This is a genomic window from Gracilimonas sp., from assembly GCF_035704785.1.
Classification (GTDB): Bacteria; Bacteroidota; Rhodothermia; order Balneolales; family Balneolaceae; genus Gracilimonas.
Genome location: NZ_DASSWP010000154.1, coordinates 1 through 17,073 on the forward strand (window position 1 = coordinate 1; position 17,073 = coordinate 17,073).

At 42.0% G+C, this 17,073-nt stretch carries 17 protein-coding genes; 6 read left to right on the forward strand and 11 right to left on the reverse strand.

Features of this window, described 5'->3' with window-relative positions:
- Both VFM80_RS09200 and VFM80_RS09205 read left to right on the forward strand, forming a co-directional pair.
- Positions 1-613 (forward strand): aldehyde dehydrogenase family protein (locus VFM80_RS09200; protein WP_395071534.1); only part of this gene is annotated, 613 nt, incomplete at its 5' end.
- The gene (locus VFM80_RS09205; protein ID WP_395071535.1) at positions 589-1,605 is read left to right on the forward strand and encodes a YhdH/YhfP family quinone oxidoreductase; all 1,017 of its coding nucleotides are present in this window, start codon (positions 589-591) and stop codon (positions 1,603-1,605) included. The genes VFM80_RS09200 and VFM80_RS09205, both read left to right, overlap by 25 nt.
- A gap of 108 nt (positions 1,606-1,713) precedes the next feature.
- Here the strand turns inward: VFM80_RS09205 and VFM80_RS09210 are convergent, their stop codons facing one another.
- Positions 1,714-2,094, reverse strand: coding sequence for a response regulator (locus VFM80_RS09210; protein WP_395071536.1), 381 nt, complete (start codon positions 2,092-2,094; stop codon positions 1,714-1,716).
- A gap of 141 nt (positions 2,095-2,235) precedes the next feature.
- Here VFM80_RS09210 and VFM80_RS09215 point away from each other — a divergent pair, with 141 nt between their 5' ends.
- Positions 2,236-2,499: a hypothetical protein gene (locus VFM80_RS09215; protein WP_395071537.1), complete on the forward strand. Its 264-nt coding sequence runs from the start codon at positions 2,236-2,238 to the stop codon at positions 2,497-2,499.
- An 8-nt stretch (positions 2,500-2,507) separates the two neighbouring features.
- On the opposite strand, the gene VFM80_RS09220 is transcribed toward VFM80_RS09215, so the two are convergent.
- From VFM80_RS09220 to VFM80_RS09230, 3 genes are read right to left on the reverse strand one after another with little or no spacing between them, the layout of a single operon-like run.
- Positions 2,508-3,251, reverse strand: a complete 744-nt coding sequence (locus VFM80_RS09220) for a helical backbone metal receptor (protein ID WP_395071538.1) — start codon at positions 3,249-3,251, stop codon at positions 2,508-2,510.
- Complete coding sequence (locus VFM80_RS09225; RefSeq protein WP_395071539.1) at positions 3,244-4,098, reverse strand: fructosamine kinase family protein; 855 nt, start codon at positions 4,096-4,098, stop codon at positions 3,244-3,246. Before VFM80_RS09225 ends, VFM80_RS09220 begins: the two co-directional genes overlap by 8 nt.
- Before the next feature lies 1 nt (position 4,099).
- The gene (locus VFM80_RS09230; RefSeq protein WP_395071540.1) at positions 4,100-4,615 is read right to left on the reverse strand and encodes a low molecular weight protein-tyrosine-phosphatase; all 516 of its coding nucleotides are present in this window, start codon (positions 4,613-4,615) and stop codon (positions 4,100-4,102) included.
- A gap of 192 nt (positions 4,616-4,807) precedes the next feature.
- On the opposite strand from VFM80_RS09230, the gene ileS reads away from it, so the two are divergent.
- From ileS to VFM80_RS09245, 3 genes are read left to right on the forward strand one after another with little or no spacing between them, the layout of a single operon-like run.
- The gene (ileS, locus tag VFM80_RS09235; protein WP_395071541.1) at positions 4,808-7,966 is read left to right on the forward strand and encodes an isoleucine--tRNA ligase; all 3,159 of its coding nucleotides are present in this window, start codon (positions 4,808-4,810) and stop codon (positions 7,964-7,966) included.
- 10 nt (positions 7,967-7,976) lie between these two features.
- Entirely contained in the window at positions 7,977-8,381 is a 405-nt protein-coding gene (locus tag VFM80_RS09240) for a TraR/DksA family transcriptional regulator (RefSeq protein WP_395071542.1), read from the forward strand.
- Between the two features lie 15 nt (positions 8,382-8,396).
- Complete coding sequence (locus VFM80_RS09245) at positions 8,397-8,996, forward strand: signal peptidase II (RefSeq protein ID WP_395071543.1); 600 nt, start codon at positions 8,397-8,399, stop codon at positions 8,994-8,996.
- Positions 8,997-9,014: 18 nt separating this feature from the next.
- Here the strand turns inward: VFM80_RS09245 and ribB are convergent, their stop codons facing one another.
- From ribB to VFM80_RS09280, 7 genes are all read right to left on the reverse strand, one after another.
- Positions 9,015-10,196, reverse strand: a complete 1,182-nt coding sequence (ribB, locus tag VFM80_RS09250) for a 3,4-dihydroxy-2-butanone-4-phosphate synthase (protein ID WP_395071544.1) — start codon at positions 10,194-10,196, stop codon at positions 9,015-9,017.
- Between the two features lie 46 nt (positions 10,197-10,242).
- On the reverse strand, positions 10,243-10,560 hold the full coding sequence (gene yajC / locus VFM80_RS09255; protein WP_395071545.1) for a preprotein translocase subunit YajC: 318 nt from the start codon (positions 10,558-10,560) through the stop codon (positions 10,243-10,245).
- A 293-nt stretch (positions 10,561-10,853) separates the two neighbouring features.
- Entirely contained in the window at positions 10,854-11,249 is a 396-nt protein-coding gene (locus VFM80_RS09260) for an endonuclease domain-containing protein (protein WP_395071546.1), read from the reverse strand.
- Positions 11,250-11,532: 283 nt separating this feature from the next.
- Positions 11,533-12,435 (reverse strand): universal stress protein, encoded by a 903-nt coding sequence (locus tag VFM80_RS09265; RefSeq protein WP_395071547.1) that lies wholly within the window; start codon positions 12,433-12,435, stop codon positions 11,533-11,535.
- Positions 12,436-12,444: 9 nt separating this feature from the next.
- Positions 12,445-14,064, reverse strand: a complete 1,620-nt coding sequence (locus VFM80_RS09270) for a BCCT family transporter (protein ID WP_395071548.1) — start codon at positions 14,062-14,064, stop codon at positions 12,445-12,447.
- 393 nt (positions 14,065-14,457) lie between these two features.
- Positions 14,458-15,696: a hypothetical protein gene (locus VFM80_RS09275; RefSeq protein WP_395071549.1), complete on the reverse strand. Its 1,239-nt coding sequence runs from the start codon at positions 15,694-15,696 to the stop codon at positions 14,458-14,460.
- A gap of 107 nt (positions 15,697-15,803) precedes the next feature.
- Positions 15,804-17,073, reverse strand: a 1,270-nt coding sequence (locus VFM80_RS09280; RefSeq protein WP_395071550.1) for a 3-hydroxyacyl-CoA dehydrogenase NAD-binding domain-containing protein, incomplete at its 5' end; no start/stop codon positions are given.

Sequence of the window (17,073 nt, forward strand, 5' to 3'; positions counted from 1 at the left end):
GTCTTCTATAGAAAAAGAGTTTTTGGAATATTTTAAAGAGTCGGTCCGTAATTTTTATGGAGTAAATCCCAAATTAAGCCCGGATTACCCAAGGGTAGTAAATGAAGACCATTTTGATCGTTTAGTCGAATATTTGAAAGATGGCAATATTTATTCCGGAGGTAGAACGGACAGAGAGGAATGTTATATCGAGCCGACGGTAATGACAGATATTGAGTCCGGTGGAAAACTCATGAATGAAGAGATCTTTGGCCCTATACTTCCGGTCCTGACTTTTGATAAACTACGGGAAGCTATTTCGATCATACAAGAAAAAGCCAAGCCTTTAGCTTTGTATATATTTACTAAAGAAGATGAAGCGGTAGAACTTGTGTTAGAAAAATGTTCTTTTGGGGGAGGAGCAGTGAACGATGTAGTGGCACAGTTTGGCAGCCATCATCTTCCGGTTGGCGGGGTTGGTAAAAGTGGAATGGGTGCTTATCACGGAAAGCATAGTTTTGATACATTTTCACACACCAAAAGTATCATTAAAAAACCTGTTTGGCTGGATGTGCCCTTTAGATATGCACCATATAAAGGAAAGTTAAAATGGATAAAAAAAATATTGAAATGAAGAAGGAAACTTTCAAAGCTTTTTTAGTAAAAGAAAAATCGGGTGGCAATTTTGTTTCTGATGTTACTGAGGTTCCGGTCTCATTTTTACCTGAACATGAAGTTATGATAGAGGTTAAGTATTCATCCCTGAATTATAAAGATGCTCTTTCAGCATCCGGAAACAAAGGAGTAACCCGCAACTACCCGCATATTCCCGGTGTTGATGCTGCCGGTGTAGTACTTGAGGATGCTTCGGGTAATTTTGCAGAAGGGCAAAAGGTGATTGTAACCGGGCAAGATCTCGGATCGAATACTCCGGGTGGCTTTGGTTCCCTGATCCGTGTTCCCAAGGAATGGGTTGTTGCCCTGCCGGATGGCCTGGATCTTGAAACTTCAATGAAATATGGCACGGCAGGATTTACGGCGATGTATGGAGTAAAAAGATTAGAACGAGAATCGATCGGGCCCGAGGATGGAAAAGTATTGGTTACAGGAGCTACCGGCGGAGTTGGTTCGCTGGCTGTATTTTTTCTTGCCGAATCTGGATATAAGGTAATAGCCGCTACCGGTAAAATGGATAAGGCTGATTTCCTGAAGAAACTCGGCGCCTCTGAAGTTATTCACCGCAAAGTGATAACAGAAGTGAAAGATAGTTTTTTACTAAGCAGGGAATGGAATGGCGCTATTGAAACCGTAGGCGGTGAAATGCTGGATGCGGTGATCAGGCAGACCAATCATGATGGAGCTGTGGCTTGTTGCGGAAACATCTTGGGGCATGATCTTAATACCAGTATCTATCCATTTATTTTAAGAGGGGTCAGTTTGCTGGGAATAGATTCTGCAATTTGTAAGATGCCTATGAGGCTAAAGATCTGGGACTCTATCGCTGAGATTGAGCATAACAAACTTCCGGAGCATTATGCCAGAAAGGTTGGTTTGAATGATCTTCAGAAAGAGGTTGATATTATTCTTAAAGGGGGCCAAACTGGGAGAGTAGTTGTAGAACATTAAGTAAAAAAAAGCCTGCTATTATAAATAACAGGCTTTTAAGAAATCATAAAGCAGCGGTCAAACTACTTTATGTGGGGTTATGGGTATTTTGTTTGATCTAAGTTCTTTTTAGGCAGCGTTCTGAGAGAGAGTTGCAACCAATTCCGTTGCTTTTTTAAGTGGAACAGAAAGTTCTGCTGTAGATACGGGCTTCAAAAGAAAATCTACATAATCTACCGTTCGGGCGTAATTAAGCACTGTAGATGACTTATCGCCTGATAAGAAAATAATCGGCACATTGATGTTACTTTCCTGAAGCTTTTGTACAGTTTGTATTCCATTTAATGTACCGGCTAATTGTATGTCAACGATCAATATATCCGGGCTAAGGTCGCGGATCTTAGAAAGCGCCTCTTCTCCACTTTGGGCTTTGCCAACTACCTTATAACCCAGCTTTTCAACCATCTTTTCTTCAACGATGGAAAGCAACGGGTCGTCTTCTATAATCATAACTCTTTTTAAAAGTCCCATAAGTGCCTCGCGTATTAAAATTTTCTAATGCTAATATATTAGAGTTTTTTAATATTTCCAATAATAAAATAAAATTTGTTCTAAATGGCTGTAGGTTAGATTCTTACAAATAAAAATGAGATGATAAAACTCCATAAAAAAGAATCTGATATTCATTCAGAGAAGCTGGAAGAAAAGCTTAATGACCTGGTAATTTCTTTTAAAAAGGAAGTTCATACTTCAGAGACAGAAGGGCTTCCGTATATAGAAGAAGATGGAAGGCTATATAAAACTGAGAAAGAAATTGAAAATTGGCTTAGGGAAATCGAAAAAGAATTGAGTTGGCAGCGTTCACTTAGCGGAGACGGATGTTATATAGATCCGGAAACAGATGAAATTTGCTGAAAGTAAGATTATAGTTCCGGTCGCCAGGTATTTAGCGCTTCAAAAGCCTTCATCATTCTCGAACCATACCAGCTAAACCACTCTCCGTTTACCAGTTTTATTTTCGCTGTCGGGCAGGCTCCGCGAATTTCCTGAATATGCTTTTCTTTGAAAGGGAAAGGTTCACTGCTCAGTAAAATAAGATCCGGATTTTTTGAGGCTAATTTTGCTAAAGTTGTTTTTGGATATCGGGTTCGGTCACTATACACATTATCCAGGTTATAATGCTTGAGTACATTGTGGATATAAGTATCTTTTCCGACGGTCATCCAGGGGTCCTTCCAGATAAAATAAGCCACGGAAAGCTCTCGAACTTCAGGTGCTTTAGAAAGTATGGAGCTAATTTCAGAAACAATATTTTGAGCTTTATCTTTAACACTAAGGGCTTTTCCAAGTGAACTGAATTCCAGTAAGGCATCTTCAACAGATCCGATCTCTGTGACATATACTTTTGTGTAGGCACGTAGGACTTCAATGTCTTCTTCCCGGTTTTCTTCTTTATTGGCCAGGATAAAATCAGGCTCAAGTTCTATGATCTTTTCGAGATTCGGGCTTTTTGTACCTCCAACGATCTCAATTTCCCGAACGTCTTCCTCCGGATGAATACAAAAACGTGTTCGGCCCACAAGCTGATCCTTTAAACCCAGATCGATCAAAAGCTCGGTAAGGCTGGGTACTAAAGAAATGATTCTATTGTAAGGTTGATCAGGCATAATTTTTTATGATTTTTTCAGCCTGACGGGAATAACTTCCGCCAAACAAATTTGCATGAACCAAAACAGGATATAAGTTGCATAACTTGATACGATCTTCATACCCGGGCTCCAATGGGTATTCGTCATTATAACCACTGTAAAAATCCGCTGAAAATCCTCCAAAAAGTCGGGTCATTGAAATATCCATTTCACGATGGCCGTAATAAACGGCAGGATCATAGATCCCGGCGGAGTCTTTTTGGGTGAACTTATAATTACCGCTCCATAAATCTCCGTGCAGTAAAGCAGGTTGCTCTTTCGGAAAGATGCTGCCCAGTTTTTTATACAGACTTACTGCTTCTTTCAACACCGAGCGGTTCAGTTTATCAGATTCTATTCCCATCTTTATTTGGGGTTCAATACGCTCAATCGCAAAAAAATCAGGCCAATTATTGTGCTGAGTATTTGATTGGGGCAATCTTCCAATATAATTATCTTGATCGAGCCCAAACTGTGAATCTATTGTTTTATGAAGTTTGGCGAGTTCAACCCCAAAATTATAGGCTGAACCGGGCTTACCACACCCTTCCTTTATCCATTCCAGCAGCAAAAAATTATCTCCCAGCAATAATACATTTGGGATAGTTAATTCTGTACCGGCTGAATTTAATAACTTTAATCCTTTTGATTCAGCTTGAAACATGGATGGGGGTGCTTCTTCATTCGTTTTTAAAAAAGCAGTTTGATCAGATTCAAAAGTCAGACGGTAGGCCGTATTTATATCCCCGCCAAGAACAGATTTAACTGATTTGATCTTATCACCAAGTTCCTTCTCTATAATATTTTGAATGGACTTTGGAAGCATGCTATTTCTGGATCAATGGTTTTAACTCATTCAGTAAAGCTGCGGTGCTTCGTTCTAATACACGATAAACATTTTCGAAGCCATCCATTCCGCCATAATAAGGATCCGGTACATCTTTCATGTCAGGTTGAGGGTCAAACTCGCGCATCATTTTGATTTTGTGATCAAACTTATCTTTTGTATCTAACTCCTTGATATTTCTATAATTTTCGGAATCCATGGCAAGGATAAGATCAAATTCTTCCAGATCGGCATACTCAAACTTCCTGGCTTTGGAGGGAAGGTGTACGCCATATTTATTCGCTGTTGCCTGACTTTTACTGTTTGCAGATTCTCCCACATGATAGGCAGCAGTACCGGCTGAATCGATATAAAAGTAGTTCTGTAATCCTTCCTCTTTAACTTTATGCAGGAAAATGCCTTCTGCTGTGGGGCTGCGACAAATATTTCCAAGACACACAAATACGAGTTTATAGGGATCGGCAGTTGTAATAGGTTTAGAAATTGATTTATCCACGCTCAAAAGATTGATTTTTATGAAAGGTATGGCTTGCTCAAAAGCTTTTCACCTTTTTAAGATCAGTTGAATTGTATAACACTTAGCCCTTAGCCTCAAGTTCCAGATTTTTTTGATCGAAGTGAGTACAAGCTTTTCTCTGATATTTTGTATATTTGAGGCTTAAAACTATTCGCCTGAACTAAGTTTTTTATGGCAAAAAAATTTGACGAAATAAAGACATTAAGCTTTCCAAAATCAGAAGTCGAAATTCTGAACTGGTGGAAAGAACACAAGATTTTTGATAAAAGCCTCAAAACACGTGAGGATGGGATCCCTTTTACCTTTTATGAAGGCCCGCCTACGGCAAACGGTAAGCCGGGAATTCATCACGTGATGGCCAGAACAGTTAAGGATATGTTCTGCCGCTATAAGACATTGAAAGGTTTCAAGGTTGAAAGAAAAGCCGGCTGGGACACGCACGGACTCCCGGTAGAAATTGAAGTTGAAAAAGCATTAGGCTTGGAAGGCCGCGCTCAGGTTGAAGAGTACGGCATTGAAAAATATAATGCCGAATGCCGGGAAAGCGTACTTAAATACAAGGACCTCTGGGATGAACTCACTTCCCGAATGGGATATTGGGTGGATCAGGATGAACCCTATGTAACCTTTGAGAATAACTATATTGAATCTGTTTGGTGGGCTTTTAATAAACTCTTCAGTAAAGGCCTGGTCTATAAAGGATACAAGATCCAATGGTATTCACCGGGCAGCGGAACCGTGCTTTCTTCTCATGAAGTGAGCCTGGGTTATAAGGAAACCCAGGATCCTTCCATCTATTTCAAGTTTAAAGTGGATGGGGAAGAAAATACTTACTTCCTGGCATGGACAACTACTCCCTGGACAGTAGTCTCGAACATGGCCATTGCCGTAAATCCAAATCTGGATTATGTGAAGGTTGCTCATTTCGATGAGACCTTTATTATGGCAAAGGACTGTGTGGAAGATGTGCTTGGCGAAGATTACACCATTAAGGAAGAAATGAAAGGGTCGCAGCTGCTTCATAGAACATATGAGCCCATCTTCGATTATGCCCTTAAGGAATTTGACAGATCTGAAGCGTGGAGAGTTATTCCTGCAGATTATGTAACCACTGAAGATGGTACCGGGGTTGTGCATACTGCCCCGGCTTTTGGTGCGGATGACTACGAATCTTGCCAAAAGGCAGATATCCCGATGTTCAACCCGATTGACCGTGAAGGTAAGTTTACCGAACAAGCTCCGGATTTTGAAGGTCAGTGGTTCAAGGAGGCCGACAAAGAAATTTCTCGTGTTATCAAAGAGAAAGATAGGATGTATAAGCACGAGACCATGGTTCACAACTATCCATTTGACTGGCGGAAAGGAACTCCGCTGATGTCTTACCCTGTAGAGTCCTGGTTTATTGAGACGACCAAGTTTAAGGATCGCATGGTAGAGCTGAATAAGAAAATTAACTGGAAACCTGAAAGTACAGGATCAGGCCGATTTGGAACCTGGCTTGAAAACAATGTGGACTGGGCAGTATCCCGCCAGCGTTATTGGGGAACGCCTATTCCGATCTGGGTAAGTGATAAAGACCCGGAATATGTAGAGTGCATTGGAAGCATGGACAAGCTTCGTGAAAAAGCAGGGTTAGATGAAGATGTGAAGATAGATCTTCACCGCCCGTTTATTGATGACATCACCTGGGAAGCACCGGATGGTGGAACCATGCGCCGTATTCCGGACCTGCTGGATGTTTGGTTTGATTCCGGCGCCATGCCTTTTGCTCAGTGGCATTATCCCTTTGATAACGACCATGATTTCCAGATAAACTACCCTGCCGACTTTATTGCTGAAGGAGTGGACCAAACCCGGGGTTGGTTCTACACGCTACATGCTTTGGGTACCATGCTGTTCAATGAAGAGGCTTACAAGAATGTAGTTTCAAATGGATTAGTGCTGGATGAGAACGGCGAAAAAATGAGTAAATCAAAAGGGAACTCCGTAGATCCTTTTGAAGTGATACAGGAATTCGGAGCTGATACCGTTCGCTGGTATATGATGAGTAACTCCTCACCGTGGGATAACCTGAAATTCAGCATAGACGGACTTAAAGAAGTTCAGCGCAAATTCTTTAACACTATTGTTAACACCTACTCTTTCTTCGCCATGTATGCGAATATTGATGGATTTACCTTCTCCGGAACGGCTATCCCCATTGGAGACCGGCCGGAAATTGATAAGTGGATAACCTCAAGATTGAATTCGACTGTTAAATTAGTTGAAGAATATTTAGAAGATTATGAGCCTACAAAAGCTGCCCGTGAACTGGAGTCTTTTGTTGAGGAATTAAGTAATTGGTATGTCCGCCGGAACCGACGTCGTTTTTGGAAAGAAGGGAATACTCTTGATAAAACTGCGGCCTATCAAACACTTTACGAATGCTTGCTCAATTTAAGTAAGTTAATCAGCCCTATTGCACCATTTGTTGGTGAATGGTTATACCAGAACTTGAATAAAGTAACCCATCAGGATGAAGAATCTGTCCATTTATCTTTCTTCCCAACAGTGGAAGAAACGGCTATCAACAAGGCTCTTGAGCATAAGATGGAAATGGCAAGATTGATATCATACATTGTACTTAGGGTTCGCAATCAAATTGAGATGAATGTACGCCAGCCATTAAGCCGGATCATCCTTCCAATAAAAGATGCAAGTGAGCGTCAGGCTATTGAGTCGGTTCGGGATATCATTCTGGAGGAAGTAAACATAAAGGATATACAGTTTGTAGATGATGATTCCGGTATTGTGCGTAAATCAGCGAAACCAAACTATCCGGTATTAGGTAAAAGGTTAGGCCCTAAAATGAAGGCTGTTGCATCCAAGGTAGATCAGCTGACTACCGAAGAGATCACACAGTTTGAGAAAAAAGGCTGGATCGATCTGGATGTAGAGGACAAAACAATCCGCATCGACTCGGAGGGACTTGAAATTGTACGCATCGGCCTGGAAGGCTGGACGGTTGAGACTGAAAAAGGACTCAGCGTTGCAGTGGATACGGCATTAAGCGAAGATCTCATTCAGGAAGGGATTGCGCGTGAATTCGTAAATCGTGTGCAGAATATGAGAAAAGAAGCTAATTTTGAAGTGACCGACAGAATCTCGATAGGATTTACCGGATCAGACAAGATTAAGGAAGCTGTTGTTTCAATGAGTGATTATATTAAGAAGGAAACATTAGCGGAAGAAATCCAAATCTCAGAGCTGGAGGTATCAGACTTCACCAAAGCATGGGAAATCGGGGAGGAAGAGTGCACAATCTCCATCAGAAGAAATATTAATTCATAACTAAGCAGCTATGGCTAAAGAAGAATCAAAAAACCAAGAAGAAAGAGTATCTCCATATAGTGATGAAGAGCTGGAATATTTCCGCGAAATAATCATCAAGAAGATGGAAGAAGCAGAAGAAGAAGTGAATGCTTTACAACGCACACTGCGGGAAAGCATGGAAAATGCTTCGGATGAATCTGCTTACTCCTACCACATGGCTGATGCTGGAACGGATGCTCAGGAGCGTGAGAAAACGTACATGCTTTTCAACAGAACCAAAAAGTTCGTTAAGTATCTGGACGACGCCCTGAAGCGTATCGACAACAAAACATATGGCGTCTGTAAAGTGACCGGAAAGAAAATTTCCAAAGGACGCTTGGAAGCTGTTCCTCATACTCAGTTGAGTATAGACGCAAAATTAAAACGTAGATAATTCAATTCTTCTGGTTTGAAAAGAAAAAAATTGACAGCCATTTTTGTGCCGGCACTAATAGTGTTGGTCTTAGACCAGGTTACGAAATGGCTTATCCGAACTACCCCGGAGTTGCAAAATAAGATCCTTATCGAAGGATGGTTGCAATTCTATTTTACCAAAAACCCGGGCATGGCTTTGGGTATCGATATACTTTCAACTCCGGTTGTGAGCACCATTGCCATATTGGCGGTTTCGGGAATCCTCTTTTATATCCTAAAAAATATAGATGAAGCTTCGGTCGGGTATTTAACCTGCATGGGGCTGATAGTTGGGGGTGCATTCGGAAATATTGCTGACCGCCTTTTTATGGGAGTCATTGGAGGTTACGGCGGGGTACTGGAAGGCCATGTAGTTGACTTTATTTATTTCTCCCTTAAGATCGGTGACTGGACGGTTTTCCCTTATATTTTTAACGTTGCTGATATCGCTATTTCAAGCTCAATTATTTTACTGCTTATCTTTAACCGCCGGTTTTTTATTACTCAGAATGGAATGCAAGAAGAAGCTGATACTGATACTGAAGAAGTCTCTTCAGATGGATCGGAGGAAGTGAAGACTGATATTCCTCAATAATTGAGGAGATGATCTTTTCTAGTGGTCTTCGGACGGGTATTTCTGTGTCGAAAAATCAAAGTTATGTTCGATCGGAACCTGATCAACGATCTCCAGTCCAAAACTTTTGATCCCAATTCTCTTGACCGGATTGTTGGTCATCAGCTTTAGCTTGCGGATTCCAAGCGAGCGTAAAATTTGAGCTCCGACCCCATAATCGCGGGTATCGCCTCGCGGACTGATGTCTTCTTCATTCTCAGAAACTTTACCCTGCTGTAAGGCTTTCAGGGTTTTAAGCTGATTTACCAACACCGAGCCGCGTTGATTTCGGTTCATATATAAAACCACACCCTTTCCTTCCCGCTCAACCTGCAGCATGGCTTGGTGGAGCTGCTCACTGGTATCTTTATTTCTAGCTCCAAAAATATCTCCGATCAGATCGGAAGAGTGTACACGTGTGAGCACGGGTTCTTCCTTAGTCCAGGTACCTTTGGTTAGGGCAAGGTGAATATCGCCGGTAAGTTTTTCTTTGAAAGCGCGAAGGCTGAAATCACCGTACATGGTTGGGAGATTCACATCCATCACTTCATGAACGAGCGTCTCATTTTCATTGCGGTAGGCGATCAGATCTTTAATGGTGATGATCTTCATCTCAAACTCTTCAGCCATCTTGATGAGTTCCGGGACCCGCGCCATTTCCCCGTCTTCCTTCATGATCTCACAGATGATACCCACAGGCTTCAATCCTGCAAGCCGTGCAAGATCAATAGCGGCTTCGGTATGTCCGGCACGGCGAAGCACTCCGCCTTCTACGGCAAGTAACGGGAATACATGACCCGGTCGACGAAAGTCGACAGGTTTGGAATCTTCATTGGCCAATTCTCTAATAGTATTGGCTCTATCCTGAGCTGAAATCCCCGTAGTGGTTTGCCGTTTGTGATCGATGGAAATGGTGAAGTTGGCTTCGTCCGGATCGGCTCCTTCCTGAACCATATGCTTGAGCTTAAGCTTATCGGCTTTGTCTTTAGTGATGGGAGCGCAAACGAGTCCACGCCCGTGGGTCACCATAAGGTTAATGGCATCTTTGGAAACCATCTCGGCCGCCATCAGGAAATCCCCTTCATTCTCACGGTCTTCATCATCCACAACGATGACCATTTTGCCATTCTTGATATCTTCGATGGCCTCGGTAATGGTATTGAAATGAAATTCCTGACTCATAGCTCTACTTCACTTTGAGCTGCAAAATATCAGTGCAGCCTTAAGATTATTTATCCTTTTTATTAGGATTTACATCGGTAATAGCAGATTTCAGCATGCGGATCTTAGTGCCACTGTCCACATCAACTAAAACTTCATTTTCTTCGATCTTATCGAGAATACCGATGATTCCGGAAGAAGTAACAACTTTGTCGCCCTTTTTCATTTCAGAAACCATTTGCTGGATCTCTTTCTGACGTTTGCTTTGCGGACGGATGATAAAGAGATAGAATACGAGGAAAATAGCCCCAAGAAATACGAGGTTAATAATGCCGGCACTTTCGTCACCGGGAGCTCCCATAAAAAACAGAGGTAAAAATTGCATAAGAATTTATTATTGTGCGATTATATTTTTGCGGCAAAAAGATACGAATTCTTACACTGAAAGACGATGGTGTATTTGCCGGGATATAAATTGGGGATATTGTGCCTTAAAAGGCCACGGTCCTCTCTCTGGATTTTAGTGGAACTAAATCCTGTCTCTCTCCAAAGAGAGACAGGTTCTTGGTAGATCAAACAATCTAACCCATACAGAGACTTACTAAAGCCAAGAACCCTGTGTCCCTTTGGAGGGACAGGAAGGATGAGCTCGCTCATCACTTCCGGGGAGGACAGTGGTTATTTCTGTTTCGTTTTCTCCAAAAGAACAATCTCTTCATCAATCCTGCGACAAACCGAATCCATATTCTTAAGTACATCCTCATCGGTAAAACGAAGTATGGTAAATCCTGCTGTTTCCAGCGCATGCTGTCGATCTTCATCATGCTGCTGTGCTTCAGAATGATCATGACTACAACCATCCACTTCAATGATCAAGTGGAGCTCTTTACACATAAAGTCAGCGATATAATTTAGAACCGGGCGTTGGCGGTTGAATGTGTAGCCTCTGCGTTGTTTCTTTTTTAGCCCATATTTCCAAAGAGCAGCCTCGGCTTTGGTCATATTTTTTCGCAGCGTTCTAGCGACCGGCTTTAACTGTTTGTTGTAATGATTGTTTGATACCTTTTTGCGCATGTTGTACCCCTCTCTTTTTTTGATAGTAGTAAAATTGAGGATGTGTTTCCAGTACAGACATTTTTGCTTGCCACACCACGGTCCTCTCTCTGGATTACAGCAGAGCTGAATCCTGTCTCTCTCCGAAGAGAGACAGGTACCTTAATAGATTAAGCAGTCTGGATTTGATTACACTTGCTAGCCAAAGCCGCGAACATTGTGTCCCTTTGGAGGGACAGCAAGTGCAGCTCGCTGCGGCTTGCGGGGAGGAGCGTATGTAATAGACCTAGAATTAAACCTCAACCTAACTAAACAAAGACTGCAAAAATTTCTGATGCTTCTCTTTGTCTTTCTGTATCAGTAGTGGAATACCAAATGCATAATCCACCATTTTGTCCGTAAAATCATGACTGACAAAGCTTTGCATTATTTTAGACTTGGATGAGATGATGATTAGGTCAGTTTGATCAACCATTGCCTGATTATAGACCACATCTGCAACACGCTCTTGCTTTTGCAACGAAAGCACATAATTAATGCCATCCTCGAAGCCATGATCTTTTTTGAACCCGTCTAACTTATTCTTCATTTTTTGATCCATTTCCTTTTTATCCTTCTCGGAAAGGGAATAAGGGAAAAACTGAGCACGGTATCGATAGATATGCTGCCCGGTAACATTTCCTCCATCAGTCAAATTTTTAGCCGTTTTAACCGCTTTCGCCGACTGCTCCGAAAAATCGATAGGAGCAAGAATGTTTTTCATACTGTAGCGGCTGTTTTCAGGTACAAGCAATACGGAAGTGGCCACATATTTCAGTATTCTTTTCGGGATGATCCCTTCACCGGCATACCCAACTTTTTTACCCATCAACAAGAGGTCCGGCTCAATAGAGTTCACTACCTCAATGATCTGATCGGTAGGTTTGCCGGTTTTGATTATCATTCTTATTTCAATGGAATCATCCTCGAAATGTCCTTTTAATTTATCATTCAGCTCAGCTCTAATCAGATCGAGAAACTCATCTTCTGATTCAATTTCAGGAAATTGTTCTGCAAACTCCATAGCCGTTGGTCCCGATTCCACCGTATGAAAGAAGGTGATGGTTTTTGGTTTTACAATGGAAGTTAAAAATTCAGTGTAGCCGATAAGGATATCGTCCATATTGGACAAGTCGAGACATGCTAACCAATGTTTTGAGTCTATCATTTTATACCTCTAATCTGATTTTTTTTGTTTTTGAATTACTTTCATAACTAGCTCACGATAAGACTCTCGCTCTTTATCTCTGTCTTTTCGCAGATAATCCTGATGTTCTTGTTCCAGACCACGCTTCAGGCTGTAACACATAACCAGCAGCACGATAACAAATGGCAAGCCGGTACTGATAGCTCCGGCCTGAAGGGCTCCAAGTCCGCCGCCTAACAACAAGACAGCAGCAACAATACCCTCGGTTGATGCCCAAAAAATACGCTGTCCAACAGGTGCATCTAGTTTACCGCCACTTGTCAATCCGTCGATCACCAATGAGCCTGAGTCAGACGAGGTGACAAAGAAACTCAAGACCAAGATGATGGCCAGGAATGAAGTCACGATAGACCATGGAAACTGATCGAGTAAGATAAACAGTGAGGTGGTTTGATCTGCTTCAACGGCAGAAGCGATCTCTGCAATACCGTTGATCTCGAGAAATATGGCACTTCCTCCAAAACCGCTCATCCAGAGAAAAGTAAGCATGGTTGGAACGATCAAAACTCCCAACACGAATTGTTTAACGGTTCGTCCTCTTGAGATTCGGGCAATAAACATCCCGACATAAGGTGACCATGAGATCCACCAGGCCCAGTAGAAAACGGTCCAGGACGACATAAATGAACCTTCTTCATATGTTTGTGTCCAAAAAGCGAGTGTCGGGAACTTCTGTACATAATGTCCGAGGTTTTGAACAAAGGACCCAAGAATGAATAAGGTCGGCCCTACGATCAGTATAAAGAGCAGGAACAATCCGGCCAAACGGATATTCAGTTCACTTAAAACTTTCACCCCTTTATCAATTCCTAAGACAACAGATCCAATAGCCACAGCGGTAACTCCTACAATAATGATAACCTGTAAGTTGATAGTATTTTCGAATCCGAACACGTACTCCATGCCGGCACCTGCCTGTGCAGCTCCGAGTCCCAGCGAGGTAGCCAAACCAAATAAGGTTCCCAAAACTGCAAGAACATCGATCACATCACCGATCCACCCATTAATGCGATCACCTAAAATTGGGTAAAAAACGGATCGGAAAGAAAGAGGCAGGTCGCGATTAAAGGCAAAAAATGCCAGAGCAAGTGCAACAATTGCGTAAATAGCCCAGGCATGTAGACCCCAGTGAAGGAAGGTAATGCCCATGGCATCACGTATGGCTTCGGTTGTACCCTGTTCAGCATGAGGCGGTGACAACAAATGCCACATCGGCTCTGCCACAGCATAAAACATCAGGCCGATTCCCATTCCTGTACTAAACAACATAGCAAACCATTCCATGGTGGTGAAGTCAGGTTCGGCATCTTCGCCGCCCAAACGAATGCTGCCATATTTACTGAATGCAAAGTAGAGAGCAAAGCCAATAAAAATGTTAACAGCTACTACAAACAGCCAGCTTGCATAGTCCGTTATACCTACTCTGATTGCATTAAAAACGTTATCTGCAGCTTCACCGGCCCATATAACCCCGATAATTAATGCGGTGATAAGGATAACTGATGGCCAAAAGACCGGTTTATGAATATCAAAATATTTATTTATACCCGTTTTTTCACCCGGGTCTTTTTCTTCTCCTCTTATTGCCATGTTGGTAATTTTAGAAAATTAGAATTAATTCAATACTTGCCGAAAAGCGGGGCAAATGATGTCACATTAGGGCGGAAGCTCTGAGGATAAAACAGCTCAGATGATTGGTACTGAGATACTCCCGAATCTAAATTATCGTAGTTCTCATGTACTCCAATTTGACATTAATTGATACTAAAAAAATCAGCGTATTGAAATAACTGATAATTATAAAGTAATACAGCGATCAATAATTTCCTGAAGGCTACAGAAAAGCGAACGATTATCAAACGCAGCTTTTGGAAGTGTTGCTAAATTAAACACTTGTGTCATATGAAATAATAGAAAAGGAGAGTTCTGCCCCGACAAAAAGTTGTCAGCGCAGAAATGAGAAGACCTGCGATATGAAAACCCTTAGCTGCCAGAAATTTTTAAAATATTCAGGCCATCAACCCCATTAGCTAATATTATGTATTGACCATTTGTTTTTACAAAATTAGCAGAGGCCGTATTGGTTGAATTGCTTTTCCAACTGTAAACTTCTTCAGGCTCTGTTTTACCATCTCTTGGGAGTGTTGTAATAAATAATCCGTCCGTTCCATTGGCGATATAAACATATTTTCCGTCTACGGTAACGCCATTAGCAACATCCGCTCCATGAGCATTGAATTCATATACCGGAGTATCGGCAGATGTGCTAAACTTATATCCTTTGACTCCCCGATTCCCTAAGGCCACGTAGGTTATGGCAGCGGTATGTTCAAGTACGTTTTTGCCATCAACAGGAGTGACGGCAAAAGGAGTTTGAAAAGTGGTTATAGCATCACTCTTAAAATCCATGATCGTGAAGTTGGCACGCTTATCAGCCAACAGGTTCAAGCCAATAACATCATCTTGTCTTCTGTCGATGCTTTTGGCGAAATTATTATCAACTCTTTTAGTGATCGATAGGTTGCCTTTATTCAGCTGGTAAAAGCCACCTCCTGTAGCTCCGGAAACAACATAGAGATCCTGTGCAAAATCCACGATGTCATTTCCTGAAAAGCTGGGTAAAGGAATTTCACGGTAAGAGCCGGAACCTGTTTTAAAGACCCCTTTTTCAATTTCTTTTTCTCCAAGTATGGCGCCTCCGTGTCCCTGTAAACTATAGCCTGAACTTCCTACATCTCGTCCACCGGTGATCCATAATATTTTTGCATTTTCTTCGATCTCAAGGGCATTGATATCGGTATCCTCAGAAATAAGAGAAGAAATGATCTTTGGATTTTCTTCGTCATTAATATCAATGATGTCTACAGCCCCGGCGTATTCGCTGCCATTCAGGTGATAGGAGATATATACCTTATTGGCACGTATTTCAATACTGGTCGCGCTTAACTTTTTACCATTAACTTCCGGTGACTCCACATTGGCAATGTGTGTAAATTTATCACCGCCAAGGGTAGATGAAGTGGAAGAAAATTTAGACTTTAATGAATCAAGAACGATATCATTATTGATGATCTGTACCCGCTGGTTGAGGCTTTCCAAATCGTTATTAACACTTTGGAAATAGCTTTTTCCATCATCATTTGAAAGCAAACTACATGAACTAATACCTATTACAAAGAACCCAAATACCATTAAAAGCACAGTGCGCTTTAACCCTTTCATCCAACACCCTCGAAATTATTTAAATATTATAAGCTGAACTATTTTATCAAAAGTAAGTCTTTACCGGATCAATTAATTATAGAATTTTTTAAAGCCTGAAGTTTTAGTCAGGAATTTTGATAAAACATTTTTCCATGATCCATTAAGATCTGAGCAGCCTTAAACCTATGTCCAAATTCATCCTCGAATTTCCTTAGCTTCTCCACCACCTTATCCGCTCCGATTTGATCGATATACCGGAAAGGCCCGCCAAGGAATGGAGGAAAGCCGAGTCCAAGGATAGCTCCAAGATCTCCGTCTTCCGGAGACTTGAGTATTCCTTCTTCCAGGCACCAGGCCGCTTCGTTGATCATAGTCAAAGCCATACGCATTTGGGCGGTTTCTTTGTCGGGATTACTTCGGTTTTGGCTGCCGAAGTGTTCATAGATCTCGGTGTTGACTTCCTTCTTTTTGCCGGAAGAGTATTTGTACATCCCGCGTTTATTTTTGCGGCCTTTGTAGCCGGTATCCAGTAATTCCTGTGCACGGTTGGTGGTGTCCACGCCGCGTTTGGCAAACATGGCTGACATCGTTTCGGCTACATGAGCTCCCACATCAATGCCGACTTCATCAAAAAGAGCCATGGGTCCGACCGGGAACCCCCAGTCTTTCATGATCTTATCGAGGAATTCGATGGAGGCGCCTTCTTCCAAAAGCTTGAGGGCCTCATTCATATAAGGTGCCAAAATTCGGGTGGTGTAGAAACCGGGTCCGTCTTTTACCACGATCACATTCTTCCCCTGATTCACCCCAACTTGGAAGGCTGTTTGCGTTACCCAATCGGCAGTTTGATCAGTAGTGATAATTTCAAGCAGCGGCATTTTCTGAACCGGGGAGAAGTAATGCATCCCAATGATATTTTCAGGCCGTTTGGCACCTTTGGCAATTTCTGTGATTGGCAGTGATGAGGTATTGGAGGCAAAAATACAGTGTTCTTCTGTGGCTGATTCAACCTCCTTCACGATCGTACGTTTCAGGTCAAGATCTTCGAATACGGCTTCGATCACAAGATCCACAGCTTTGAATCCGTCATAAGAAGCAACTCCCGTTACTTTACTGGCCATTTTATCCCGCTCAAATTCTGAGATGATCCGTTTTTCAGCTTTTTCATTTAACGATTTCCAGATCTCTTTTTCGCCCTGTGCAGCCTGATCGATGGTTTGATCTTTCAGCAATACGTTGTAATCACCTTTATCCATGCTGACCTCTGCAATACCTGAACCCATCAAACCTGCTCCAAGTACTGCCAACTTTTTCACCGGCTTTACAAGGTCAGGATTCGGTACTTTTTTGGAAGCATTCATCCCGAAAAACAGATTCACTAAATTTCTCGATTCC